Annotated in this window: 24 protein-coding genes; 7 read left to right on the top strand and 17 right to left on the bottom strand. The window is 70.8% G+C overall.

From position 1 onward, the window contains the following. Positions 1-19: 19 nt before the first annotated feature. From sodN to LADH09A_RS28790, 5 genes are all read right to left on the bottom strand, one after another. Positions 20-424 carry a superoxide dismutase, Ni gene (gene sodN / locus LADH09A_RS28810; RefSeq protein WP_238648827.1) on the bottom strand — a complete coding sequence of 135 codons (405 nt, stop codon included), beginning with the start codon at positions 422-424 and terminating at the stop codon, positions 20-22. A 117-nt stretch (positions 425-541) separates the two neighbouring features. Continuing rightward, the gene (locus LADH09A_RS28805) at positions 542-1,369 is read right to left on the bottom strand and encodes an inositol monophosphatase family protein (RefSeq protein ID WP_238648826.1); all 828 of its coding nucleotides are present in this window, start codon (positions 1,367-1,369) and stop codon (positions 542-544) included. Positions 1,370-1,372: 3 nt separating this feature from the next. Continuing rightward, a complete protein-coding gene (locus LADH09A_RS28800) occupies positions 1,373-1,942 on the bottom strand; it encodes a hypothetical protein (protein WP_238648825.1) in 570 nt (189 codons plus the stop codon). 108 nt (positions 1,943-2,050) lie between these two features. Then, positions 2,051-3,508 carry a hypothetical protein gene (locus tag LADH09A_RS28795; RefSeq protein ID WP_238648824.1) on the bottom strand — a complete coding sequence of 486 codons (1,458 nt, stop codon included), beginning with the start codon at positions 3,506-3,508 and terminating at the stop codon, positions 2,051-2,053. Positions 3,509-3,664: 156 nt separating this feature from the next. Next, positions 3,665-4,114 carry an iron chaperone gene (locus LADH09A_RS28790; protein ID WP_238648823.1) on the bottom strand — a complete coding sequence of 150 codons (450 nt, stop codon included), beginning with the start codon at positions 4,112-4,114 and terminating at the stop codon, positions 3,665-3,667. A gap of 197 nt (positions 4,115-4,311) precedes the next feature. On the opposite strand from LADH09A_RS28790, the gene LADH09A_RS28785 reads away from it, so the two are divergent. After that, positions 4,312-5,040, top strand: coding sequence for a tetratricopeptide repeat protein (locus LADH09A_RS28785; RefSeq protein ID WP_238648822.1), 729 nt, complete (start codon positions 4,312-4,314; stop codon positions 5,038-5,040). A gap of 83 nt (positions 5,041-5,123) precedes the next feature. Here LADH09A_RS28785 and LADH09A_RS28780 read toward each other — a convergent pair whose 3' ends face one another. Genes LADH09A_RS28780 through LADH09A_RS28770 form a run of 3 tightly spaced genes read right to left on the bottom strand, consistent with a single transcriptional unit; the run spans position 5,124 to position 7,937 of the window. Then, positions 5,124-5,825, bottom strand: coding sequence for an NADPH-dependent F420 reductase (locus LADH09A_RS28780; protein WP_238648821.1), 702 nt, complete (start codon positions 5,823-5,825; stop codon positions 5,124-5,126). Positions 5,826-5,863: 38 nt separating this feature from the next. Next, positions 5,864-6,895: an LLM class flavin-dependent oxidoreductase gene (locus LADH09A_RS28775; RefSeq protein WP_238648820.1), complete on the bottom strand. Its 1,032-nt coding sequence runs from the start codon at positions 6,893-6,895 to the stop codon at positions 5,864-5,866. Next, positions 6,888-7,937, bottom strand: coding sequence for an LLM class flavin-dependent oxidoreductase (locus LADH09A_RS28770; protein WP_238648819.1), 1,050 nt, complete (start codon positions 7,935-7,937; stop codon positions 6,888-6,890). The genes LADH09A_RS28775 and LADH09A_RS28770 overlap by 8 nt, the downstream gene beginning before the upstream one ends. Before the next feature lie 73 nt (positions 7,938-8,010). On the opposite strand from LADH09A_RS28770, the gene LADH09A_RS28765 reads away from it, so the two are divergent. Further along, entirely contained in the window at positions 8,011-8,502 is a 492-nt protein-coding gene (locus LADH09A_RS28765; protein WP_238648818.1) for a MarR family winged helix-turn-helix transcriptional regulator, read from the top strand. Positions 8,503-8,506: 4 nt separating this feature from the next. Here the strand turns inward: LADH09A_RS28765 and LADH09A_RS28760 are convergent, their stop codons facing one another. Beyond that, complete coding sequence (locus LADH09A_RS28760; protein ID WP_238648817.1) at positions 8,507-10,948, bottom strand: DUF4132 domain-containing protein; 2,442 nt, start codon at positions 10,946-10,948, stop codon at positions 8,507-8,509. Next, positions 10,941-11,333, bottom strand: a complete 393-nt coding sequence (locus LADH09A_RS28755) for a hypothetical protein (protein WP_238648816.1) — start codon at positions 11,331-11,333, stop codon at positions 10,941-10,943. The genes LADH09A_RS28760 and LADH09A_RS28755 overlap by 8 nt, the downstream gene beginning before the upstream one ends. Before the next feature lie 125 nt (positions 11,334-11,458). Between LADH09A_RS28755 and LADH09A_RS28750 the strand changes: the two genes are divergently transcribed. Beyond that, positions 11,459-12,604, top strand: a complete 1,146-nt coding sequence (locus tag LADH09A_RS28750) for a sensor histidine kinase (RefSeq protein WP_238648815.1) — start codon at positions 11,459-11,461, stop codon at positions 12,602-12,604. Continuing rightward, on the top strand, positions 12,601-13,263 hold the full coding sequence (locus LADH09A_RS28745; RefSeq protein WP_238648814.1) for a response regulator: 663 nt from the start codon (positions 12,601-12,603) through the stop codon (positions 13,261-13,263). The genes LADH09A_RS28750 and LADH09A_RS28745 overlap by 4 nt, the downstream gene beginning before the upstream one ends. A 7-nt stretch (positions 13,264-13,270) precedes the next feature. On the opposite strand, the gene LADH09A_RS28740 is transcribed toward LADH09A_RS28745, so the two are convergent. Both LADH09A_RS28740 and LADH09A_RS28735 read right to left on the bottom strand, forming a co-directional pair. After that, positions 13,271-13,705, bottom strand: a complete 435-nt coding sequence (locus tag LADH09A_RS28740) for a DUF6223 family protein (RefSeq protein ID WP_238648813.1) — start codon at positions 13,703-13,705, stop codon at positions 13,271-13,273. 150 nt (positions 13,706-13,855) lie between these two features. Continuing rightward, positions 13,856-14,608 (bottom strand): hypothetical protein, encoded by a 753-nt coding sequence (locus tag LADH09A_RS28735; RefSeq protein WP_238648812.1) that lies wholly within the window; start codon positions 14,606-14,608, stop codon positions 13,856-13,858. Between the two features lie 352 nt (positions 14,609-14,960). Here LADH09A_RS28735 and argS point away from each other — a divergent pair, with 352 nt between their 5' ends. Beyond that, positions 14,961-16,679: an arginine--tRNA ligase gene (gene argS / locus LADH09A_RS28730; RefSeq protein WP_238648811.1), complete on the top strand. Its 1,719-nt coding sequence runs from the start codon at positions 14,961-14,963 to the stop codon at positions 16,677-16,679. Positions 16,680-16,695: 16 nt separating this feature from the next. On the opposite strand, the gene LADH09A_RS28725 is transcribed toward argS, so the two are convergent. The 3 genes from LADH09A_RS28725 to LADH09A_RS28715 form a co-directional block, all read right to left on the bottom strand. Next, positions 16,696-17,037 (bottom strand): ArsR/SmtB family transcription factor, encoded by a 342-nt coding sequence (locus tag LADH09A_RS28725; protein ID WP_088947102.1) that lies wholly within the window; start codon positions 17,035-17,037, stop codon positions 16,696-16,698. A gap of 224 nt (positions 17,038-17,261) precedes the next feature. Then, positions 17,262-18,455, bottom strand: a complete 1,194-nt coding sequence (locus LADH09A_RS28720; RefSeq protein ID WP_238648810.1) for an endo-1,4-beta-xylanase — start codon at positions 18,453-18,455, stop codon at positions 17,262-17,264. A 342-nt stretch (positions 18,456-18,797) separates the two neighbouring features. Next, positions 18,798-19,628 (bottom strand): PIG-L family deacetylase, encoded by an 831-nt coding sequence (locus tag LADH09A_RS28715; protein WP_238648809.1) that lies wholly within the window; start codon positions 19,626-19,628, stop codon positions 18,798-18,800. A 156-nt stretch (positions 19,629-19,784) separates the two neighbouring features. On the opposite strand from LADH09A_RS28715, the gene LADH09A_RS28710 reads away from it, so the two are divergent. Beyond that, positions 19,785-20,759 (top strand): alpha/beta fold hydrolase, encoded by a 975-nt coding sequence (locus tag LADH09A_RS28710; protein WP_238648808.1) that lies wholly within the window; start codon positions 19,785-19,787, stop codon positions 20,757-20,759. 8 nt (positions 20,760-20,767) lie between these two features. Here LADH09A_RS28710 and prfH read toward each other — a convergent pair whose 3' ends face one another. Next, positions 20,768-21,403 carry a peptide chain release factor H gene (prfH, locus tag LADH09A_RS28705; RefSeq protein ID WP_238648807.1) on the bottom strand — a complete coding sequence of 212 codons (636 nt, stop codon included), beginning with the start codon at positions 21,401-21,403 and terminating at the stop codon, positions 20,768-20,770. Continuing rightward, positions 21,400-22,587 carry an RNA ligase RtcB family protein gene (locus tag LADH09A_RS28700; protein WP_238648806.1) on the bottom strand — a complete coding sequence of 396 codons (1,188 nt, stop codon included), beginning with the start codon at positions 22,585-22,587 and terminating at the stop codon, positions 21,400-21,402. Before LADH09A_RS28700 ends, prfH begins: the two co-directional genes overlap by 4 nt. Before the next feature lie 170 nt (positions 22,588-22,757). On the opposite strand from LADH09A_RS28700, the gene LADH09A_RS28695 reads away from it, so the two are divergent. Beyond that, entirely contained in the window at positions 22,758-23,309 is a 552-nt protein-coding gene (locus LADH09A_RS28695; protein WP_238648805.1) for a P-loop NTPase family protein, read from the top strand. The last annotated feature ends 23 nt before the right edge of the window (positions 23,310-23,332 follow it).

The raw sequence follows: 23,332 nt of genomic DNA, 5'->3' as shown, positions 1-23,332 counted from the left end.
CCACCCGGTCCCGGTCGGCTCAGCTCTGCTTGGTCTCCCAGAAGATCTTCGAGATCTCCTCGATCTTCCCGAGGAGCCGGTCCGCGACCGCCGGATCGGCGGATCCCTTCGCGCCACCGGCACCGGCCAGCTTGGTGGCCTCGTTGAAGAGGCCGTGCAGCTCGGGGTGCTGCTCGAAGTGCGGTGCCTTGAAGTAGTCGGTCCACAGGACCCAGAGGTGGTGCTTGACCAGCTCGGCCCGCTGCTCCTTGATGATCAGCGATCGGGTGCGGAACTCGGGGTCGTCGCTGGCCTGGTACTTCTCGGAGATCGCCTTGATCGACTCGGCCTCGATGCGGGCCTGCGCCGGGTCGTAGACGCCGCAGGGCAGGTCGCAGTGGGCGCTCGCGACCGTGCGCGGGCGGAGAAGGCGTGGCAGGTACATCAGATTCCCTCCGACAGCGGTGCTGGGTCGACGGACGTCACGGCGAAACAGCTCGTCCGCCTTCCGACCGTCAACGTGATCCACTACGCGACGCTAGAACCTGAACCGCGGTTGATGTCAAGCTGCGGGCCTCGGCCTTCCGTCGCTCCCGGTGCGCTGTGTGCGGATGAGAGTCAGCAGGGCGGCATGGGTCTGCTCGTCCGCGGCGGCGACAAGGCCCTCGCCACCGGCGTGCAGCGGCTGCCCGTCGATGCCGGTGACCACGCAACCGGCCGCCTGGCAGAGGGCGATCCCGGCCGCGAAGTGGACGCTGTGGCGCAGGTCGTGGCCGTCGGTCACGTAGGCGGCGCGGCGACCGGCCGCCACCCAGGCCACGGCCAGGGTGCTGGAGACCACACGTGGGCGGAACTGGGCGATGAAGCCCTCGTCGGCAAGCATCCGGGCGGCCAGGAAGACGTCCCGGTTGGGGAACGGGGGATCAAGATTGACGTCGACCAGCGTCGACTCGGCCGACGGGACGAGTCGCTGGTCCGTCCCGGCGCCTCGGACGTACGCGGCGACGCCGTCGGTCCAGAAGACCTCCTCGCTGAACGGGTCCGCCGAGGCGGCCACGGCGACGTGTGTGCCGGTGCGAAGAGCGACGTTGACCGAGGCCAGCATGGTCCGCGCGCTGAAGTTCAGCGTGCCGCACAACGGGTCGACCAGCCAGGTGCGGCCGTTTCCGCCGACGCCCGTGCGTCCGCTCTCCTCGCCCAGCAGGCCGTCGGCCGGGCACACCGCCCGCAGGACATCGAGGATGGCCCTCTCCGCCTCGATGTCGGCGGTGGTGGCGAAGTCGGTGCCGATCTTCGTGAAGCGCTCCAGCGAGGACCCGTACTGCGAACGGACCACTGCGGCTCCGGCTTCCGCCGCCTCGACGGCCAGCGCATGGTCTGTGGTGGACATCCGTCACTCCGACAGTTCGATGATCGCGGCATGACTGACGACCGCAGTCATGATCATTGGGGCGTCGCCGTCGCACTGGTTGACCGAGACCGCGACCCATCGGCCGCCGGTCGCGGTGGGCCCCCAGACCGTCAGGTCGCCGAAGCAGTCCAGGTCGGCCAGCGCCTGGAACAGTGCCGGCAGAGGCGCGCGGGCCTGATGCCGAAACAGCGGCACCCGCATGGAGACCGTGCGGTGCGGGCCCCACCGATGGTCCGACGTCCCGACCACGAGAGCCAGGTTCGCCTCGGCGGCATCCTCGGCCTGGTTCCAGTCGGCGCCGTACACGCCCGTGAGGGCTTCGCTCTCCCAGAGCGGGATGATCCGAAAGCCCGCGCCCCGGGTGCCGGCCCACTCCCCGGTGGCCGGGTCGCCCTCGCTGACTGTCGCGCCGCCGGTGGGCAGATCCGCGGTGAGCAGCGCCTCGATCTCCGAAACCACCCGCGCGGTGTCGAAGACCTCGCCGGCCCGGCCCGTCACGGGGCGACCCGTCCCACCGCTGTCGGCCTGTGCCACATCGTCCGCACTGCCCACCCCCTCAGCCTCCGGCCCTCGATCATCGTCCACGTCGGCGCCCCCGGCCAGGAGGGCCGATCGCCGCCCGCCCGGTCGTCACCCGGGCGGACGGCGGTCACGACCGCGTCAGCAGTCGCAGTCGGGCGGCACGATGTAGAAGAAGACGCTCCCGGTGCTCGCCTGGTACGTGGCGTTACCACGCCAGGAGAACTCGTACTGGAACTGCGGGTAGGTGCTGGCGTCCATGGTCGGCGGGGAGTCGCGGTAGGAGAACGTGCCGTCGGCGGCGGTGGTCACCTTCGGAAGGTCGACCGAGGTGCCGTCCGGGCCGATCCGTCGCACGGTCAGCGTCAGCTTCGCGCCGATCGACTCGGCGTTGCCACTGGTGACCCTGCCCTCGACGATCGCCTGCTGACCGTTGAGCAGGGTGCGGTCGGGTGAGGTGGCGTCGATGGCGGACGGCTGCTTCTGCACGGTGCCGGTGATGGTGCCGGTGGTCCTGCGGTGGGTGGAGTTGCCGTCCCAGGTTACGGTGTAGACCACCTGCCCCGTTCTGCTCACGGTGTCGCCGAAGCTGAAGGCGCAGGAGGCGTCGGTGCTCACATCCGCCAGCCGGGTCGCCCCGCCGCCGTTGACCCGCCGGCTCACGTGGACCACGGTCGGGCCCTGACACGCGCCGACGTCGTAGGTCACCGCGCCGGTGACCTGGAACTCCAACCCGATGTACGCCGGGTCCACCACCTGACCGTCGAGGTGCGAGTCCGGGGAGGACACGGTGACCTCGTGGCTGGCGGACGACGACGCGTACACCTGGTCGGCGTACGAGGTGACGGTGTAGACGTACCGGCCGCCCTGGGTGGGCGTGTCGACAACGGTGAAGGCGCCGCCGCTGTCGGTGGTGACGTTGGGCAGTTGCTGGACGGCACCGTCGAGGCGGTTGTTCCAGATCGTCCGGGTCACCGCCAGCTCCTGTGGCTGCGCGGGGGCCCGGCCGTCGAGGCCCAGCGTGCCGGTCAGCGACAGCTGTCGGCCGTCCCTGCCGTTGCGTGGGCCGTCGAGGGTGAGCGTCGCGGCCCGCCCGGCCACCTGCACGTTTACCGAGGCGCTGCTGCCCTGGTAGTCCTCGGTCGGGAACCAGTAGGCGTCGTAGCGGAGTGGGCCACTGATCGGCGGCACGTCAGTGAGGGTGAAGGTGCCGTCGGCCGCGGTGGTGGCGGTGAGCATGGTCCAGGTCTCGTCCGGCAGGACACGGTTGACCTGCACCTGCTGCATCCCTGGGGCGGCGCCGTCCTCCAGGGTGAGCTGCCCGCTGATGGTGAGCGGGTCGAGCGCGGTCGCGGTGGCGGGCGCGGTCAGGGAGAGGGCCGACGTGGGAAGCGTCGCGTCGGCCACTCGCTGGAGACCGGATCTCTCTGTGCCCGCGAGGCCACTCGCGCCGGCAAGCTCACCCGCCGGAGCGGCGGCGGCCGGCCCGGCCACGCCGACGATGGCGGCGGCGGCGACCAGGGCCACCACGGCGGTCGCGCCGGCGAGTCGACGCGGCAGTGCCCCGCCGATCCGTGCGAATGATGGTCTGTGAAGCATGATCCCCCCTCTGGGGGCGACACCTCGTCGCCCCCGAGCGGGATCATGGCTGGCCCCTCCGACGGGAATCGACCCGACTTCGCCGGTCGGCCTGACATTCTCACATGTCGATAATTGCGACACCGGGCGGACCTCGCGGCGCCGAACGGGTGAAGGTCAGGAGACTGCTGCCCTCACCAGCTCGGTGACCCTCTTCTCCACCGCTGGGCTCCACTTCCGTAGCGCGTACGCCACCGGCCACAGATCGCCGTCGTCGAGGTTGGCCGCGTCCTGGAAGCCCAGGGTCGAGTACCGGTAGTTGAACTTGCCGGAGTCCTGGAAGAAGACGACGATCTTGCCGTCCGCGTTCGCGTAGGCGGGCATCCCGTACCAGGTCTTGGGGGTCAGGTCCGGGGCGGCGGCGGTCACCGTCACGTGCACGCGCTCGGCGAGCGCGCGGTCCTCCGGCTCCATCTGCGCGATCCGGTCGAGGATCGCCTGTAGCCCGTCGGCCTTCTTGGCGCCCTTCCTGCCCTCGGCGCGTAGCTCGGCGGCGCGCTCCTTCATCGCGGCGCGCTCGTCGGCGGTGAAGCCGTCGGAGGCGGTCGTGGAGGTCTTCGCGGACATCTCTAGGCTCCCTCTCGTCGTTCAGGTCAGGCGTGCTGCCGGTGACCTGGGAAAAGGCTAGGCCGGGTGACACCCTTCGGGCTTCTTGATTCCTGATCGGTTCGGCATTGCGGACAGACGTGAGATCGGGACCGTCGGGCAGCAGCCGCAGTGCGGGCGTCCACGCGGTGATCGGAAACAGGGGTGAAAGGGGCTTCATGACCTTCAGCGAGAGCGTGCGTTCGGCCTTTCGGCGGGGCGAGACCGACGCCGTCGTGCGGATGAGTGAGGCCGAGATCGAGCGGGCCCGGGCGGCCGGTGACCCGGCGGGTGAGGTGGAGGCCCGCTACAGCCTGGCCCGGGTCGCCATCCGCGGCGGCGACCTACCAGGCGGCGAGGCGCGGGCCAGGGAGGCTCTGGAGGTGGCGCTGCGCTCCGGCGACCGGAGCCTGGAGGAACGGCCGAGGCACGTGCTGGCCGCCGTGGCGCGCATGTCCGGCGACCTGTTGCGGGCCCGGGACCTGTACCGGGAGAGCATCGCGCTCAACGAGACGCTCGGCCGGCCGAAGATGGTCAACTCCGAGTTCCACAACCTCGCGTTCTGTGAGCTGGGGCTGGGTCATCTCGACACGGCGAGGGCACTGTTCGCCGAGAACCGTGAGCGGGTGTTCGGCAACGACTGGGCGGACTTCGTGCCGTACGTCTGCATCGCTGGCGTCGCGCTCGCGACGGCCGAGGGCGATCACACGCGGGCGGCGCTGATGATCGGTGTCGCGGACGCCGCCTTCGCGGCGCTCGGCCAGGTGCCGGACCCGGACGACGCGGCCGACCTCGCCACGATGCGCACCGCCGCGATCACCGCGCTCGGCCGCGCCGCCTTCGGCCAGGAGTACGCGGCCGGTCAGACCCTCGAACCACGGGCGGCCTTCGCGCACGACCAGCGCTGACCGCGCATCGCGCCGCAGGCGTCGACCATCCTCCGGTACGCGGCCCGGGCGGCGCGAGAGCTGACGATCGCCGCCAGGGTCGACTACGTGGCCTCGCGGGCGGCGGCGATGGTCCGGCCCCGCTCCGACTCGGGAAAGCGGTCCAGCATGACGCGGACCTCGTCGGCGCTGACGTTCGCGCCGAACATCTCGCTGCCCGGTTCGAGTCGTACCCCCTCGGCCAGGCCGCCCGCGACGACCGGGTCGAAACCGAGCGCGTCCACGAGGGTCGCGACCGCCGAGACGGCGGCGGTGTCGTCGCCGGCGACCGCGATGGCCTTGCGGCCGGTCGAGCCCGCCGGCCGCGCCTCGTCCTCAAGATCGTGGTAGCCCATGTGGTTGAAGGCCTTGACGACCCGTGAGTCGGACAGGAAGGCCTGCACGATCTCGCTCGACGAGGTGTGCGGGTCGGTGAGGTCCGCGCGGATGCCGTCGATCTCCCACCAGTAGTTCATGGCATCGACGACGAGCTTGCCGCGCAGCGCGTCGACGGGAACGCTGCGGTACTTCCCCAGCGGGAGTGCGAGGATGACGATGTCGGCGTCGGCTGCCGCGTCACCCGCGGTGGTGGCCACCGCCCCCGGCGCGAGCACCTCGACGGTGAGGGCGATCTTCGCGGGGTCGCCGGAGCCGGCAACCAACACCCGATAGCCGGCGGCGACGGCGAGACGGGCGAGCACCGTGCCCACCTTGCCGGCCCCGAGAATGCCGAGGGTCACCGGACGGCTCCGGTCGTTGTCGAACATGTCGTCCTTCCGGTACGAGGTACGTGCGTGTGCGCTGGTCAGCTCGCCAGGATGTCGCGGACCATGGGGATCACCGTGGATCCGTACAGTTCCACGGCGCGCATCCGGGCGCTCATCGGTTGTGCCCCGGCCGAGTAGATGAGGTCGAACCGGCCGACGCCGAGGCTGCGGATCGCGCGGGCCATCCGGCGGGCCACGGTCTCCGGGGAGCCGATGTAGAGCGAGCCGTTCTCCACCTCGGAGTCGAACTCCTGACGGCGGATCGGTGGCCAGCCCCGCAGCGCGCCGATCCGGTTGCGCATCACGCGGTAGTGCGGCCAGTACACCTCCTTGGCCTCCTCGTCGGTGTCGGCGATGAAGCCGGGCGAGTGCATTCCGACCGGGTGCGCGGTCGTGCCGAGCTGCTCGGCCGCCCTGCGGTACAGGTCCATGTAGGGCGCGAAACGCTCGGGCGCGCCACCGATGATGGCGAGCATGAGCGGAAGGCCGTACTGGGCGGTGCGGACGACCGACTGTGGTGAGCCCCCGACGCCGACCCAGGTGCTCAGGTGACCCGACTCCGTCTTGGGGAAGACGTCGGCGTTCTCCAGGGGCGCACGCAGGGTGCCGCTCCAGGTGACCGGCTTCTCGTCGAGCAACTTCACGAACAGCTCGATCTTCTCCTCGAACAGCGTGTCGTAGTCGCGCAGGTCGTAGCCGAAGAGGGGGAACGACTCCGTGAACGAGCCGCGACCGAGGATCACCTCGGCCCGACCGTGGGACAGCGCGTCGACGGTGGCGAAGCGCTGGAACACCCGCACCGGGTCGTCGGAACTCAGCACCGTCACGCCGGAGGCCAGCCGGATCCGCGACGTACGGGTGGCGATACCAGCCAGCACCGTCTCCGGCGTCGACACGGAGTACTCCGGCCGGTGGTGCTCGCCCAGGGCGATGACGTCGACGCCGAGTTGGTCGGCGAGCACCGCCTCGTCGACGACCTGCCGGATCGCGGCGGCGTGGGAGACGAGCGTGCCGGAGTCGTCCTCCGGTACGTCGCCGAACGTGTCGAGGCCGAACAACAGATCAGACATGGGTGGGCTCCTTCGCCAGCAGCTCCCGGACCCGCGGCGCGACCTCACTGCCCAGCAGTTCGATGGTGCGCGCGCGTGCCTCGCGGGGCAGGTGCATGATGTCGTACTTCAGGTCGAAGCGGCTCAGCCGCAGGTCGCGGGCGACCGTCGCGATCTTTTGCGCCACCGTCTCGGGTGACCCGACGAAGAGCGCCCCGTGGTCGATTTCGGCCTCGTAGCGCGCGCGGTCGGGTTTGTAGAAGCCGCGTTCCTCGGCCAGCGCGGCCACCACCGGCTGCCAGTGTCGCCACCACGTCTCCACCGCCTCCTCGTCGGTGTCTGCGACAAGGCCCAGAGAGTGCTGCCCGATTGGCTGCGGGGTATGCCCGAACTGTTCGAGCGCCTTGGTGTAGAGCTCGACGTGGCCGGCGAACCGTTGGGGTCGCCCGCCGATGATCGCCAGCATCAGCGGAAGTCCGTGCCGGGCGGCGCGGATCACCGAGTTCGGGCTTCCTCCGACGCCGATCCACGTCGGGATGCCGCCCGGCCGCATCCGTGGATGCAGGCGCTGATCGACCAGGGCACTTCGTACCGTCCCGGACCAGGTGACCGGTTCGTCCCGCTGAAGTCGCAGGAAGAGGTCCAGCTTCTCCTCGAACAACCGCTCGTAGTCGGTCAGGTCGTAGCCGAACAGCGGGAACGACTCGGTTGCCGACGCACGTCCGAGAACCATCTGGGCGCGCCCGTTCGACACCGCGTCGAGGGTCGAGAACTCGTGGTACAGGCGTACCGGGTCGTTCGTGCTGAGCACCGTGACCGAGGTGCCGAGGCGAATCCTCTCGGTGGCCGTCGCGGCCGCCGCGAGCAGGACTGGCGTCGCCGAGTCGTTGTGGCCCTCCCGGTAGTGCTCGCCCACGCTGAACACGTCGAGCCCGACCGACTCGGCGAGTCGCGCCTCGTCCACGAGGAGCCGGACGGTCTCGGCGTCGCTCAGGACCCGGCCGCCGTCGGTGGCCACCTCCCCGAACGAGTTGAGCCCCAGCTCGAAGCCTGTCGCTGCCATCGTCTCCTCCTACCGGTTGACGTGTCAATGATGCTAACTTTGCGATTGACACGTCAATTCCCGGGAGAATGACATGACGGACACCACACCTGGCCGGCGGGGAGGACGCCAACTCCCGACCGCCGAGGAGCTGCGCACCTGGCGGGGCTTCATCGAGACGACGGCGGCGCTGAGTTCGCGCCTCGAGTCCCGCCTACAGGGCGACTCGGCGCTGTCGACGGGGGACTACGCCGTGCTGCTCGCTCTCAGCGAGGCGCAGGGCCAGGCGATGCGGTCCTCCGAACTCGCGTCACACATCGGCTGGGAGCGGAGCCGGCTCTCCCACCACCTGGGGCGGATGGAGCGGCGCGGCCTGATCCGCCGCCAGGAGTGCGCCACCGTGCCCCGGGGGGCGGAGGTGCTGCTCACGAAGGTCGGCGCCGACGCGTTCGCAGGGGCCACCGTCCCGCACCTGCGCGCCATTCGTGAGCTCTTCGTGGACGCCCTCACACCGGATCAGATCGTCGCCGCGGGCGAGATCGCCACGGCGCTGCGAGCGCGCCTCGACACCCTGGGCAAGGGGTGATCTCTCACCTGACGAGCTGCCCGAGCACCGTGGCGTCGGTGATCGTGTCGTCGGCAGCCAGCATGATCGCCTTGGACAGGATCATCGACAGCATGGGGTCGTCGTCGAAGGGCAGGTGCAACCGGCCGGTGCGGTCGCGCGCCGCGACAATGCACAGGTAGGCGTCGTCGGGCTCCATCAGGATGTTGCCCGACCCGAGGTGGATCCGGTATGTGCGGATGGTGCCGCGGACGTGCAGGTACCGCTCGGAGAGGCTCACCCGGTCGGCGATGCTCGTGCGGGGCAGCAGCCGGGCCAGCGCGTCTCGGCGTACCTGCGCCGACGGGGTCAACTCCGCGACAGCCGTGCTGCGCCAGTAGGCGTGGAAGCGGTCCTCGCCGCGGTCGGCCCACTGCGGGTCGCTGGCTATCGAGGTGACGCCGACGAACAGGTCCACGTCGCGCATGGCCTCGCTGAACACCAGCGGTGGCACGTCGGCGACCGGCGTCGGCTGCCACGTCGCGCCCTCGCGTCGCGCGAAACGAACCTGGTCGGTGGAGCAGTACTCGACGTCGAAGCGGCGTTCATCCGCGTTTTCCACCAGTTGGTGGTGGAACGACGCCCGCCACTCACCGCCGCCGAAGGGCTTGGTGGCTTCGCTCTCGTAGCCGCCGTCCCAGGTGCCGAGGTAGCCGGCCTGCCAACCCCGGGCGCGCAGGAGAGCGTTCGCCTGCCGGTAACGCAGGATGTGGGCGGCGAACCGGTTGGAGTACGTGTGCGTCCGCTCCTCGGCGGGCGTGAGCAGATAGACCTCCCGGAAAGCCTGCTTGAACGGCTGCGCCAACCCGGTGGCGAGGACGTGCTCACGCCAGGCGAGAACCTCGTCCGTCGTCGCGCGGGCGGGATGCCAGAGTCTGACCCGATCGCCGGGAACGGCCCGGCCCTCCCGGTCGGCGATCGTCCACCCGTCGCTGTCGCGTCGGGGCAGACCCGCCGTCCACCGCTGGCCGTCGGTGCTGGCCTCCCAGACCAACCGCGGCGCGTAGGCCGCGGTGATCGGGTGGCCGAGGAATCGGGACGACCAGTCCGGGTACGACCAGGTGCGCTCCTCGGACAGCAGCCCCTCCACCCGCTGGCGCTCGGCGGCGAGGGTCACACCGACTCGTTTGGCGAGGTCACGCAACTGCCTGAGCTCGTCACCGTACGCCTGCTTGACCGGAGCCGGAACGCCCTTGAGCGGGACAGCGTCACGAGCGAAGGTCAGGCGCGCCTTCTCGCCGGTCACCTCGATCGCTGCCTCGTACGGCCCGACCCGCGTGCACAGTCGCCCGTCGGGACCGAGCCCGTGGTCGTCGACGGCGAGTTCCAGTACCTCGCTGAGTGACCATCCGCGCAGCGCGCCGAGGCGGGCCAGTGCGGTCTGGACCCGGCTCTGCACCGCCTTGTTCCGAACGGTGACCGCCAGTCTCGCCAGCGTGCGTACCGGCGCCTCGCCGCCCCGTCCCGCGAGCAGCGCAATGGCCGCCACTGCCGTCTTCTGGGCATGGGGGAAGCCGGACGCCTGTCGCGGCGCTGTTGCCGCTGCGACGGTGACGCGCGCCAGCAGGTCCGTTGCCCGCTCGTCCGGCTGACGTGACAGTGCCCAGACCAGCCCGCGGAGCAGGCGGTCGGTGTCGTCGTGCAGGGGTCGGCCGTAGTCGGCGAACGCTTCGAGGATCGACAGCACGGCCGTGGAGCCACCCGGTGTGGTGTCGAGGAGTTCGCCGACGCGGCGCTGCCACGTCGCGGGCGCTGCCGGCTTCGCCAGCGAGGCGCAGTGCGCGAGCAGCTCCGGCACGCCCGGGGCGGCGAGGACGGCACCCAGCTCGGCGCGGGCTAACGGCCCGAACCCGTCTCCGTCGTGGAGCAGCCAGGACGGCACGCGTCGACCGGTGGCGCGATCGAGGCTCTCGCCGATCAGCAGGACAGCGCGTCGTCGAGGCTCCACCGCGACGAAATGGTCGCCGACCAGGTCGCTGACGAGGGCGTCGAGGGCCGGAACCAGGTCGGCCAGCTCGGCGGGCGGCAGGGCTGCGGCGATCACCGTTGGCAACTCCAGGTGAGCCCCGTTGTCGTAGCACTCTCCCCGCGCGGCGACCTCCAGGCACCACACCAGATCCGCCCGCGTCCAGGGCAGGGCGCCGTCGGCCAGAGCGCGCACCACGTCGTTGAGCGCGGTGGGAGTCGAACTGGTCGACGCCTCCCGGTGCATGGCCAGTGCGGCGCTGCGGCGCACCTCGACCGGCCACGACTCGACCGCGCTCCACTCGGGAACGCTGGTGATCGAGGAGCCCCAGTAGTACGTGCTGGCGGCGTGCAGAACAGCCCTGATCCGGGCGTCGGCCTCGGTGAGACCGCACTCCACCTGACGCCGGTCCGCATCGGTCAGCTCGGGAAGGAGTGCTGCCCAGTCCTCCACGTCAGCCACCCACCAGCTGCACGAGCCGCACGAACGCCACGTCCGGGTCGGCGAGCAGGTCGATCTCCTCGTCGAGGTCCTCGATCTGGCGGTGCCCGACCAACAGAAGGAAACCGTTACGGGCGAAGGCGGCACAGGCGGCGTCCGCCTGTTGCTCCCAGTCGAGCCGTCTGCCCGAGGCGACCCGGTAGCCGTTCAACGTGGCCTCCGTGTCGGTCGGCTGCACCAACCCTCGGAAGTGCTCGGGCTGCTGGGCGTTGAACCGGGCCACCTCCTCGCGAACCCGCAGTCGGACCAGCTCCCGAGCGGAGATGCGCTCCGGCAGCCCGGTCAACGGCCAGTGGTCGATGGCTTTTCCCGTCGCTGTCTCGTCCCGAACAATCGCCGTGGCCATGCTGCCGTGCTCCTTGCTGTGAGGTGAGCGCGATCATGGCACGAGCCTCCGACGGAACAGCGTTGCCTGCACGTCCGCCGTTTCGGGCGTACTCCCGCCTGCCCCCGGAGGTTAGGCTTCGGCCCATGTCAGGGTCGCGGTGGCGTGACCGGGCGGCGGACGCGGGCCTGGTGCTCGGCGTCGGGCTGGTGGCCCTCGTCGGCCTGGTGGTGCAGTCGCGCGGCATCGACACAGCGGCCGAGTCCGGGGCGATGTTGGTGGTGCTGGCCTCGTCGGGTGCGCTGTACCTCCGCCGCCGCCATCCGGTGCCGGTGGGTGTGGTGGCGTTGGCCGCCGTCGGCGCGTACGGGGCGTTGTTGCACAAGTCCGGCCCGATCATGTTGGTGTTCGTCGTGGCGCTCTACACCGTCGTCGACGAGGGCCATCTCCGGATCGCCATCGGGCTCGGTCTCGCCTCGGTGATCGCCTTCGCCGTCGCCGACAGCGACAACCGTTCCCCGGACACCAGGAACGGGGCGACGCTGCTGCACGCCGGCTGGCTCATCGCGGTCATCGTCGGGGTGACCCGCAACCGCCGCGCCTACCTCGCCGAGGCGCAGGCGCGGGCAGTTGCCGCCGAGCAGAGGATGGAGGAGGAGGCCCGGCGACGGGCCACCGAGGAGCGGTTGCGCATCGCCCGCGAACTGCACGACGTGCTCGGCCACCACCTCTCGCTGATCAACGTGCAGGCCAGTGCCGCGTTGCACCGACCGGACCCCGCCCGGTCCGAACAGGCGCTGACCGCGATCAAGGAGACCAGCAAGGAGACGCTGCGCGAGTTGCGGACGACGCTGGGCGTGCTGCGGCAGGAGGGTGAGGCGCCGGTCGTGCCCGCGCCGGGCCTCAACCGACTCGACGACCTCATCACGACGGCGGGGCGTTCCGAGTTGGAGATCCGCACCGAGTTCACGGAGATCCCGGCGCTGCCGCCGGAGGTCGACCTGGCGGTCTACCGCATCGTCCAGGAGGCGCTCACCAACGTGGCTCGGCACGCGGGCGCCACCGCCGCCGTGGTCCGGGTCCGGCCCGACCGCGACGACGTGCTGGTGGAGGTGGAGGACGACGGCACCGGCGCACCGGGCGCGCCCGGCAGCGGAATCCTCGGCATGCGCGAACGGGCCCGGGCGCTGGGCGGATCGCTGACCACGGGCACACGGCCGGACGGCGGCTTCCGGGTCTGCGCCCGCCTGCCGCTGCGGGCGGACCCGACGCTGGCGGGGGAGCGGGCGTGATCCGGCTGCTGCTCGTCGACGACCAGACCCTGGTCCGCGCCGGTTTTCGCTCCATTCTGGACGGCGAGGACGGCATCGAGGTGGTCGGTGAGGCCGCCGACGGGGTCGAGGCGGTGCGGCTCGCCGTGCGGCTGCGGCCGGACGTCGTCCTCATCGACATCCGGATGCCCGTCCTGGACGGCCTCGCCGCCACGGGGCAGATCGTCGCGAGCACCGACGCCCGCGTCATCATCCTGACCACGTTCGACCTGGACGAGTACGTCTACGGTGCGTTGCGGGCCGGCGCGAGCGGCTTCCTGGTCAAGGACACCGAGCCGGCGGAGCTGATCCACGCGGTGCGGGTGGTCGCCCGCGGTGACGCGCTGATCGCCCCGGCGGTCACCCGTCGGCTGATCGCCGAGTTCGCGGCTCGGGTCCGACATCCGGATCCCGGGCCGCGACTGAGCGTGCTCACCGAGCGCGAGCGTGAGGTGCTGACACTTGTCGCCGCAGGCCTGTCGAATGACGAGATCGCCGCGCGGCTGGTGCTGAGCCCGGCCACAGCCAAGACACACGTCAGCCGGATCATGACCAAGGCCCAGGTACGGGACAGAGCCCAGCTGGTGATCCTCGCCTACGAGTCGGGCCTGACCGTTCCCGGCTGGCTCACCCGATCCTGACCCGGCCTCAGGCGGCCAGCCGGCCGGTGCGGCGGGAGCGGACCAGCGCCAGCCCACCGAGGACCACCGCGGCCAGCCCGACCGCCAGGGCCAGGTAGGCCCCGCCCCGCCCGTTGCCGGTGCCGATGCCGCTGTCGGAGGTGGCCACCACCAGCCCTCCGAGCGCCAGACCGAGCAGACCCGTCGCCAGGGCCAGGACGGCTCCGAGCAGCCCGGAGCCGGTGCCGAGGCGACTGGCAGGACGGGCCAGGGCCAGCCCACCGATGACCGCGCCGACCAACCCCAGCAGGACGGCGACGCTGGCCCCGAGTCGCCCGGAGCTCATGGTCATGGCGGTGGCGGCGGTCGGCTGGACGGAAGCGTGCGCGGCTGCCGGTGCGGCCAGGGTGAGTGCCCCGGTCGGTGCGGCCACGGCGGCGGCGAGCAGACGACGGATCGACATCACGGTCTCCTTCGGTCCCACGACGGTTACCGCCGCAGCGTATGGACCGGAGTGCACGTCAGTCGTCAGGCCGACGATGGCAACGGGCCTACCACCCGGGGTGTACGAGCGGGCGAGCACGTACCGCCGCAGTTGTCCCCGGCCCGGCTCCTACCGCTGCCAGGCGTCGATGGCGCCCACGCCGTCGCGGACGACCCGGTTCACGACGTCGGGGTTGCCGCTGGTGCCCTCCCACCCCTGGTCGTTGAAGACCGTCACCGCGTTGTCGACGCGGGCCACGGCGATCTGGCTGGTCGCCTTGCCGCCGGTGCGCTCTCCGTTCAGGCTCGTCTCTGCCCAGGTCCGGGTCAGCAGTAGCGCCTCGTCACCCACGCCGGGCAGGGCCTCGTTCTTGACGGTGCCGGGGCTCCCGGAGTGGTCGTAGGAGGGGCACGCCTGCACGGCGGTGCGCAGACGCTCCAGGTACGCCGAGGCGCCGTCGCCGTCGAAGGTGAAGATGGTCTGGTGGATCATCCCCTGCGGCGTGTTGGCCTCCGAGTCGCCGGCCTTCTTGTAGGTGACGGTCATCGCGGCGCTCGCGGTGACCTGCCGACCCCCGGTGCCGAACTCGTTGCCGCACAGCTTCGGCAGGGCCTCCTCGACGGGCGTCGTCCGTCGGGGAGACTTCCGCAGCTCGGTCGGCAACTCGACGAAGGCTGACGTCGGGATGGTCGCCGGGGCACTCGCGCTCGACGACGGTTGGCCGCTCGGGCTGGCTTCCGCCGCCACGGTCGTCGGCGTCACGCTCGACGGGGTCGAGCCGGGTGAGTCGTCAGTGGTGGTGCAGGCAGTCGCGAGCGCGATGCCGCCGAGCAGCGGGACCAGCACAAGAACGCTTCGCGTACGGGAGGTCGGCAGTGTCATGTGTCGGCTCATCATCACCCCTTGTCTGTCCCGACGCAGTTCCCTGCGACGAGTCGTCCGAAACGACCTTGGGCGGAGGGCGGGCGGGGCCTCGGGAAACGAGTGTCGCCACGGCGTCCGGGCCGCTAGGCTGCCCGCATGACCAGCGTGATCGCTCACCGCACCGGACCGTCGTGTGACGTCCTGCTCGGTGCGCAGCGACGCCGGCGATCCGTCGCCCGCCCGCGCTGACCTGTTTCCTGCGACCGGCGGATCGAGCCGCCGGTCATCCGCTGGTCGTCCTCGGTCCGCCCGCATCTCCCCGTTCAACGACCCGCGTTACGGCGCGGGTACGAGTGAGATCGGCGTACTCATGGATCTTGAAAAGTTGTTGTCCGACCGGCTGGCGCCGGCGTTCGCGGCGGTGGCCGGCGGCCCGGTCGACCCGCTCGTGCGGCGGTCACCGCGCGCGGACTTCCAGTCCGACGCGCCGCTGGCGCTGGCCCGGCGGCTCGGCCGCCCACCGCGCGACGTCGCCGCCGCGGTGTTGGAGCACGCGGTGCTCGACGACGTCTGCGAGTCGGCGGAGGTCTCCGGGCCGGGTTTCCTCAACCTCACCGTCGCCGATCGGACACTGACCGACCTGGTCGCCGGGCTGGTGGGCGACGCCCGGCTCGGCGTGCCGCCGACGGCGGCGCCGCAGACCGTGGTGGTCGACTATTCCGCTCCGAACGTGGCGAAGGAGATGCACGTCGGGCATCTGCGCTCGACCGTCATCGGCGACGCGGCGGTGCGGCTGCTGGACTGGCTCGGGCACCGGGTGGTGCGGGTCAACCACCTCGGTGACTGGGGGACGCCGTTCGGCATGCTGATCGCGCACCTCGCCGACCTCGGTGAGGCCGAGGCGGCGCACGAGTTGTCGATGGGCGACCTGGACGGTTTCTACCGGGCGGCCCGGGCGAAGTTCGACGCCGACGAGGCGTTCCGGGAGCGGTCGCGGCAACGGGTGGTCGCGTTGCAGGGCGGCGACGAACGGACGCTGCGGTTGTGGCGGCTGCTGGTGGAGCAGTCCGAGCGGTACTTCCTGACCGTGTACGACCTGCTCGACGTGACGTTGACCGAGGACGATTTTCGGGGCGAGAGCGCCTACAACGACCTGCTCCCGGGCATCGTCGACGACCTGGACCGGTTGGGGCTGCTGGTTTCCAGCGGCGGGGCCGACTGTGTCTTCCCGCCCGGGTTCGGCGGCCGGGATGGCGAGCCGTTGCCGCTGATCGTGCGCAAGAGCGACGGTGGGTACGGGTACCCGGCCACCGACCTGGCCGCGCTGCGCCAACGCACCGGGGAGCTGGGCGCGACCCGGTTGCTGTACGTGGTCGGGCTCCCGCAGCGGCAGCACTTCGCGATGGTGTTCGCGGTTGCCCGGGCGGCCGGTTGGCTGTGCCCGCCGGCCGAGGCCGAGCATCTGGGCTTCGGGTCGATCCTCGGCACCGACGGGCGGATGCTGCGCAGCCGGGCCGGTGAGTCGGTGAAGCTGGTCGGGCTGCTGGAGGAGGCGGTCGCCCGTGCCACCGACCTGGCCCGGGCCAGGAACCCGGAGCTGGACGCCGAGGCTGCCGCCGAGATCGGGCGGGCCGTCGGTGTGGGCGCCGTCAAGTACGCCGACCTGTCCACCGACCGGAGGAAGGACTACGTGCTGGACTGGGAGCGGATGCTCTCCCTGGACGGCAACACCGCGCCCTACCTCCAGTACGCGTACGCCCGGATCCGGTCGGTGTTTCGGCGGGCCGGCACGGACGCGCGGCGGGACGCCCCCATCGTGCTCGCGCAGCCGGCGGAGCGGGCGCTGACGGTCGAGTTGCTCGGCTTCGGCGCGGTGGTCGCCGAAATGGAGCGCAGTCTCGACTTCCATCAACTCGCCGGTTACCTGCATCGGCTCGCGACGACGTTCAACGCGTTCTACGAGCGCTGCCCGGTGTTGCGCGCGCCGGACGAGCTGCGGGAGAGTCGGCTGCTGCTGGCCGAGCTGACCGCCCGGACCCTGCGGCAGGGGCTGCACCTGCTCGGCATCCGCACCCTGGAGCGGATGTGACGGGGCAGCCGCTGCGTCAGCGTGCCTTCTTGGTGGCCCGCTTTCTGGGCGGCGTCAACAGATCGGCGATCTGCGCGATCGCGGCAGGCACCAGGCGGTAGTACGCCCAGACGCCGCGCTTGTCCCGCTCGAGTAGGCCGGCCTCGGTGAGGATCCGCAGGTGATGACTCACGGTCGGCTGGGAGAGGTTGAGCGCCGCGGTGAGGTCGCTGACGGACGCCTCACCCTCCGGCGCGGACTGGATCAGGCTGAGCAGCCGAAGTCGCGCCGGATCGGCGAAGGCCTTCAGCACCCCCGCAAGCCGTTCGGCATCGGCCCGCTTGATCGGGTCGCCGGTGAGCGGCGAGATCGCAGGCATGGCAGTTTTCGCAGTTCCCACGCTTGCCATAGTGACACCAACACCATCGATAAGCCGGTAGAACCGGCACCAGTACTCCGATGGCGTCCGTATGGCCCTGCGGTACGTCCGAACGTGAGTCGAACCTCGACGTCCGTGGTGACGTACGGGCCGTGTGGGGCTCCGCCGCGCCCCACACGGCCCTACGCCGGCATACGTGCCGTCGGATCAGCCGGGCCCGCCGGTCAGCGGCGGGGCCTCGGTGTGATGCGCGGCAGGACGTACGGCGGTCCAGCGAGGATCAGGTCGGACTTCAGTTCCTGGTACGCCCGCTTGGGTTGGTAGTTCTCGTCGTAGATGGTGGCCAGGCCCTCCGGCGGGTCGTCGAACCAGTCCGGCACCCAGGAGTACTTGTCGCTGAAACCCCAGACCGTGTACGACAGGCAGCTCCGCACCGCGAGACATGCCTTCATCAGCACGCTGAAGTTGGCGGCTGACGCCTGGAGCCGAGGGTTGATCTCCTCCGAGTTGCCGGCCTGGACGCCTGCCGTCATCTGGCTGCGGACGTCGACCTCGGTGAAGGCGGTGGCGACGCCGAGCCCGCCGAACTTCTTCAGCGCGGCGGTCACCTGGAGGGTGTCGAAGTTGCCGTACTGGGTGCCCAGGTGGCCCTGGGAGCCGACGCCGTCGATCGGGACACCCTGTGCGCGCAGTCCCTTGGTCATGTCGTAGACGAACTGGGTCTTGTCGTCCGCCGGGTTGCCGGAGCCGAACGCCTCGATGTTGTAGTCGTTGTAGAACAGCAGGGCCTTCGGGTCGGCGGCCCGTGCCCAGCGGAACGAGTCGGCGATGTAGCCGGGCCCGAGGTTCTGCGCCCAGAAGCCCTTGTAGTGCAGGGTCGACGGGGTGTCCCACGGGTCGCTGACGGCCTCGTTGACCACGTCCCACTGCCAGATCTTGCCCTTGTAACGGTTGACGACGGTGGTGATGTGCTTGCGCAGAATCTCGCGCAGCTCCTGCTTGCTGATGAAGCCGTCGGCGACACCGGCGGTCAGCCAGGCGGGCAGTTGGTTGTGCCAGACCAGCACGTGGCCGCGCACGCTCTGCCGGTTGCGCTTGGCGAACTCGACCAGCTGGTCGGCCGCCGCCCAGTTGTAGGTGCCGCGGGTGGGCTCCAGGACCTCCCACTTCATCACGTTCTCGGCGGTGACCGAGGTGAACTCGGAGGAGGCCAGCGCGCGGTACTGCGGGTCACCGGCGTCGTTGAGGGCATCCATGTTGACCGCGGTGCCGACGTGGAGGCCGTGGCGCAGGCCGAGGGCGCCGAGGCTCTGCGCCGTGGGGTCGTACGGCCGGCTCGCGGTGGCCGGCACCGTGTTCAACGCCGCGACGGTCGCGACGGCGACCATGCTGACGGTCGTCCACTGTCTCAGCTTCATGTGCCTTCCTTTCCAGACCAGTGATCGACAAGTATCGATCAAGAAGGTGCGGGTCCGGTGTGGGCGGGTGGGGAGCGGGGTTCGGATTCGAGCGCCCTGGTCGGGGCGAGGGGCCGGTAGTTCCGGCCGGTGACCGGAAACCTGCTCGAAACGTTAAGGCCGTCTATGTCCGGGCGTCAACGTTGAAAACTTCCGGAAATTCGTCATATGAGCTGCGGGGGGCCGCCTGGCGCATCGGCGAAACTTTCGGAGGCCGGTGGACGTGCTGCTGCCACGCGACGAGGCACCGCCGACCGGGTGGCCGACGATGCCTGGTGGCGTTACGGGAGTTGAGGGGAGCCGTCAGCGCAGACCGGCGAAGAGGTCGTCCTCGGGGATCGGCGCGCCCGTCCGGTCCCGGACCCGTACGAAGGTCTCCACACCCATCAGCTCGGTGAACCGCTCGCGGCCCAGTTGCAGGAAGAAGATGTTCTCGGTCTGACTGGCATGGGTGGCCAGCGCGTCGAACTTCTGCCCGCCGTAGCTGCTCGTGTCGACCCAGGTGCTGATCTCGTCGTCGGGCAGGCCGAGCTGCGGCATCGGCTCCGCCGCCGGGTCCGGCTCGGACCACTCGACGCCGAGCTCCTGCATGATCTGGCCGAACTGCTCGAACGCCGTACGCGGCACGGTGGTCCAGTAGACCTTCGCCGGGCTGTCGGTCATCTCGACGGCGGCCATGGTGATCCGGTGCGCCTGGATGTGGTCCGGGTGGCCGTAGAAACCGTTCTCGTCGTACGTGACGATGACGTCGGGTTGGTGCTGCCGGATCAGCTCCGCGAGCCGGCCCGCAGCCTCCGCCACCGGCGTCGTCCAGAACGCCCCGGGCTGGTCGTTGGTCGCCCAGCCCATCATCCCCGAGTCGGCGTAACCGAGGGTCTCCAGGTGGCTCACCTTCAGCACCGCGCAGCTGGCCTCCAGCTCGGCCCGGCGCATCGCCACGACAGCGGCCGGATCGTGCCCCGGGTCGCCCGGCTTGACCCCGCCGGGGCCATCGCCGCACCGCCCGTCGGTGCAGGTCACGAGCACGGTCGTGATGCCCTCCGCGGCGTAGCGGGCCAGCACGCCACCGGTGCTCGTCGCCTCGTCGTCGGGGTGGGCGTGCACCGCCATCAGGGTCAGAGGTCGCTCAGCCATGCCATCACCCTACGGTCATCCCCGACGGCCCCACGACCTGCACCGTCGTCAGGCCCGCGCCCACGTTCGCGGCAGGCCTCCGGCTGACCTCGTGGGCGCATCCTACCCACTTCCGCATTCGTGCAGCGGTCCTTGCCGCAAAGCGCCGTCAGGTCCGTGACCAGCCCCTACATTCAGCAGGGCCAGCAGGTCGAAGCAGTTCGGGACGCGGGGGAGAGGTCGATCGCGGTGGCCGGTGCGGGGTCGTTCGGTGCGGTGAAGCAGGTCGACGCCGGGGTCCTGAACGTGGGCTACGTGGACGCCGGGCCGCCCGACGGGCCCGCCGTGATCCTCCTGCACGGCTGGCCGTACGACATCCACAGCTTCGTCGACGTCGTGCCGCTGCTCACCAACGCCGGTCACCGGGTCGTCGTGCCGTACCTGCGGGGCTACGGCACCACCCGCTTCCTCTCCGACGACACCATGCGCAACGGCGAACCGGCGGCCATGGGGCTCGATCTCATCGCCCTCATGGACGCCCTGCACATCGACACCGCGAAGCTGGCCGGGTTCGACTGGGGTGCGCGTACGGCGGACGTCGTGGCCGCGCTGTGGCCCGAGCGCTGCCGGGGCCTGGTCTCGGTGAGCGGCTACCTGATCGACGGTCAGGCGTCGGGCACGGTGCCGTTGCCGCCGAAGGCGGAGCTGGCGTGGTGGTACCAGTACTACTTCGCCACCGAGCGCGGCCGGGAAGGCTACGACAGGAACCGGCGTGACTTCGCCAGGCTGATCTGGCACACCGCGTCCCCCCAGTGGATGTTCGACGACGCGACGTTCGACCGCAGCGCGGCGGCGTTCGACAACCCCGACCACGTCGACATCGTGATCCACAACTACCGGTGGCGACTGGCCCTCGCCGCCGGCGAGTCGCAGTACGACGAGGTGGAGAAGCGCCTGGCCGCGAAACCGAAGATCACCGTGCCCAGCATCTCGCTGGAGGGTGATGCCAACGGCGCACCGCACCTGGAGCCCAGCGTCTACGCCAAGCAGTTCTCCGGGCAGTACGAGCACCGGACCGTCGGCGGCGGTGTCGGGCACAACCTGCCGCAGGAGGCGCCGCAGGCATTCGCGGATGCGGTGCTGGAGGTCTGACCGGCCCCCTAGCCTCGCCGGCCGGGTCGCTGCGGCTCCGGACGTTCCACCCGGACGGGGTCACCGCGTACCAGGTCGTCGTGGATCCGCCACCGGGCGGTGGTGACGGCACGCCGCGCCGTCTCGTCGCCGTGCTCGATGCGTTGCCGCAGCAGTTGCAGGGCGATCCGCCGGTTGAGGCTGAACTGCCGCTCCTCGTCCACCACCACGACGATGCCCGACGGACGGTGTGTCGCCCGCACCGCCGTGCTGGCCTTGTTGCGGTGCTGACCTCCGGGCCCGCCGGTGCGACAGGCGACGATGTCGACATCCGCCTCCGAGAACGTCGTCGGCACGGCGTCGAGGTGAGGCGGCTGGGCGGTGACGTACCAGTTCTTCCGACCGACGCTGGTCCGGTAGGGGCTGGGAGCCTGCCAGCAGAGGGTCCCGGTCCACGACCTGGCGAAGGCGTCGGCGTCGGCACCGGAGATCTCGATGAGCACCGACCGGTAGGTGCCGGCCCGGTCACCGGGCACGGCCTGGACCTGCCGGATGGTCAGACCTCGCCGGCTGCCGTCGGCGTTCAGGCGGTGCAGGAGCTGGGCCAGCGCCCACGCGCACTCGCGCGGACCACGCCCGGCGGACAGCAGCAGGAGCGCGCTCACGACCCGCCTCGCCTGCCGCGGTGGCCCCGCCGGTCGGAACGCGCCGTGGACCCGAGGTCGGGCGTCTTGTAGGTGACCAGGGGAATCGTGCTGACCACCGGCGTGGCCAGCTGGTGCTCGACGAGGTCGGCGATCACCTGCTCGATGCGCTTGTAGGCGGTGGGCGCCTCCTCGAAGAGCAGCTGACGGTCGCCGCACACCACCAGCGACCCCATGGGAGTGCGGCGCAGCTCCTCGACCGTGTGTTTGGCGCGGCCCCGACGCAGCGCGTCGGCACGTGACATCTTGCGGCCAGCGCCATGCGCCACCGAGTGGTTGGCGTCCGGCCCGGCGTGGGCGGCCACCAGGTAGGACGCCGTCCCCCGCGTTCCGGCGACGAGGACGTCCCGGCCGTCACCCGGCGCCGCGCCCTTGCGGTGCAGGTACACCCCGTCGCGGATCTCGACCAGGTTGTGGCACTCGTCGACGATCGGTTCGGTGGGCTCGGCCCCCAACGCGTACGCGACCCGGGCCGCCAGCACCCGGCGGTTGAGCGAACCCCAGCGCACCGCGTCGTCGTGCCGCGCCAGGTAGGCGGCGGGATCGGGGGCGGCACCGGCGCCGTGGGCCTCGGTGTGCGTCCGCAGGATCCGCTCGCCGAGACCGCGCGAACCACTGTGTACGACCAGCACGAGATCACCGGCGTCGAGCCCCAGCCGACTCGCGTGACCCTCATCGAGGATGGTGCCGACGCGGGCCAGTTCGACGAAGTGGTTGCCTCGGCCGACCGTGCCGAGGCCGTCGAGGTGACCGGCCGGAACGTCGCTCTGAACGACGGCCCAGGCCGGGTCGTCGGCGTCCCGCTCCGCGTCCAGGGCACGGTCGAGGTCGGGGAACCGGGAGGCCAACCGCTCCGGTACGGCTCGCTTGAGCTTGATGGGGAACACGGCGATGCCACAGCCGATGTCGGAGCCGACCAGGAACGGGTACAGCACGCTCGACGCCATGGCCGCACCGATGGGAGCGCCCTTGCCGGGATGCAGATCCGGCATCGCGGCAACGTGGATCATGCCGTCGAGGGCGGCCACCTGCTGGCACTGTGCGAGCGCGTCGGACTCGATCCAGCTCGCGGCCGACGCGAACACCGTGACGGAGGCAGGGACGGACGAGGGCGTGCGACTGCGAGGGGGGTGGTGCTCAGACAAGGGGTACTCACTTCTCGCTGAGAAGGCGGAAACGGACGACGTCACGCCCGCCGGGAGGCGTCACCGGGGGGCGGAGCGGGCAGGAAGTCCGTCAGTACGTCATGGACGCCACTCTCGCGGAGCGCGCCGACTACGACAAACGATTTTCCCTCACGTCGTACGCTGCCGCGATGAGCGCACCGCGTCGCATCCTGGTCTACGGCGTGTACGGCTCCGGCAAGTCCACCCTCGCGGCGCGGATGGCCGACCACCTCGGGCTGCCCTGGTATCCGGTGGACGACCTGCTCTGGCAGCCCGGCTGGGTCGAGGTGCCCGTCGCGCAGCAACGCAGCCGGATCGAGGAGATCTGCCGACGGGACCGTTGGATCATCGACGGGGCGTACCACGGCTGGCGGGACGTTCCGATGGCCCGTGCCGACCTGGTCGTCGGCCTGGACTATCCACGGTGGCTCTCGTTCGGGCGACTGTTACGGCGCACCGTACGCCGCGTAGTGACGGGTGAGGAGATCTGCAACGGCAACCGTGAGTCGGTGAGCAGCGTCCTGTCCCCGGACTCGATCCTGGTGTGGCACGTCACCGCGTTCGGGCGCGCGCGACGGCGGATGCGAGCCTGGCAGAGCGACCCGTCCGCGCCGCCGGTGGTGTTGCTGCGCTCCCCGGCGGAGTTGGACGACTGGCTGGCCGGCCTGCCGCGACGGGCTGTCGGTCAGGACTTCGCCTGACATACTCGCGGGCACTGGGCACC

The sequence above is a fragment of the Micromonospora cabrerizensis genome (assembly GCF_022230955.1).
GTDB lineage: Bacteria > Actinomycetota > Actinomycetes > Mycobacteriales > Micromonosporaceae > Micromonospora > Micromonospora cabrerizensis.
The sequence above is the reverse complement of the archived record's forward strand: the minus strand, read 5'-3'. Positions and strand labels throughout refer to the sequence as shown.

Bases quoted from the DNA above. Each gene is read 5' to 3' on its own strand.
- sodN (WP_238648827.1), bottom strand. From the start codon at position 424: ATGTACCTGCCACGCCTTCTCCGCCCGCGCACGGTCGCGAGCGCCCAC.
- LADH09A_RS28805 (WP_238648826.1), bottom strand. From the start codon at position 1,369: ATGTCCACCACAGACCATGCGCTGGCCGTCGAGGCGGCGGAAGCCGGA.
- LADH09A_RS28795 (WP_238648824.1), bottom strand. From the start codon at position 3,508: ATGCTTCACAGACCATCATTCGCACGGATCGGCGGGGCACTGCCGCGT.
- LADH09A_RS28790 (WP_238648823.1), bottom strand. From the start codon at position 4,114: ATGTCCGCGAAGACCTCCACGACCGCCTCCGACGGCTTCACCGCCGAC.
- LADH09A_RS28785 (WP_238648822.1), top strand. From the start codon at position 4,312: ATGACCTTCAGCGAGAGCGTGCGTTCGGCCTTTCGGCGGGGCGAGACC.
- LADH09A_RS28780 (WP_238648821.1), bottom strand. From the start codon at position 5,825: ATGTTCGACAACGACCGGAGCCGTCCGGTGACCCTCGGCATTCTCGGG.
- LADH09A_RS28775 (WP_238648820.1), bottom strand. From the start codon at position 6,895: ATGTCTGATCTGTTGTTCGGCCTCGACACGTTCGGCGACGTACCGGAG.
- LADH09A_RS28770 (WP_238648819.1), bottom strand. From the start codon at position 7,937: ATGGCAGCGACAGGCTTCGAGCTGGGGCTCAACTCGTTCGGGGAGGTG.
- LADH09A_RS28765 (WP_238648818.1), top strand. From the start codon at position 8,011: ATGACGGACACCACACCTGGCCGGCGGGGAGGACGCCAACTCCCGACC.
- LADH09A_RS28755 (WP_238648816.1), bottom strand. From the start codon at position 11,333: ATGGCCACGGCGATTGTTCGGGACGAGACAGCGACGGGAAAAGCCATC.
- LADH09A_RS28750 (WP_238648815.1), top strand. From the start codon at position 11,459: ATGTCAGGGTCGCGGTGGCGTGACCGGGCGGCGGACGCGGGCCTGGTG.
- LADH09A_RS28740 (WP_238648813.1), bottom strand. From the start codon at position 13,705: ATGTCGATCCGTCGTCTGCTCGCCGCCGCCGTGGCCGCACCGACCGGG.
- LADH09A_RS28735 (WP_238648812.1), bottom strand. From the start codon at position 14,608: ATGACACTGCCGACCTCCCGTACGCGAAGCGTTCTTGTGCTGGTCCCG.
- argS (WP_238648811.1), top strand. From the start codon at position 14,961: ATGGATCTTGAAAAGTTGTTGTCCGACCGGCTGGCGCCGGCGTTCGCG.
- LADH09A_RS28725 (WP_088947102.1), bottom strand. From the start codon at position 17,037: ATGCCTGCGATCTCGCCGCTCACCGGCGACCCGATCAAGCGGGCCGAT.
- LADH09A_RS28720 (WP_238648810.1), bottom strand. From the start codon at position 18,455: ATGAAGCTGAGACAGTGGACGACCGTCAGCATGGTCGCCGTCGCGACC.
- LADH09A_RS28715 (WP_238648809.1), bottom strand. From the start codon at position 19,628: ATGGCTGAGCGACCTCTGACCCTGATGGCGGTGCACGCCCACCCCGAC.
- LADH09A_RS28695 (WP_238648805.1), top strand. From the start codon at position 22,758: ATGAGCGCACCGCGTCGCATCCTGGTCTACGGCGTGTACGGCTCCGGC.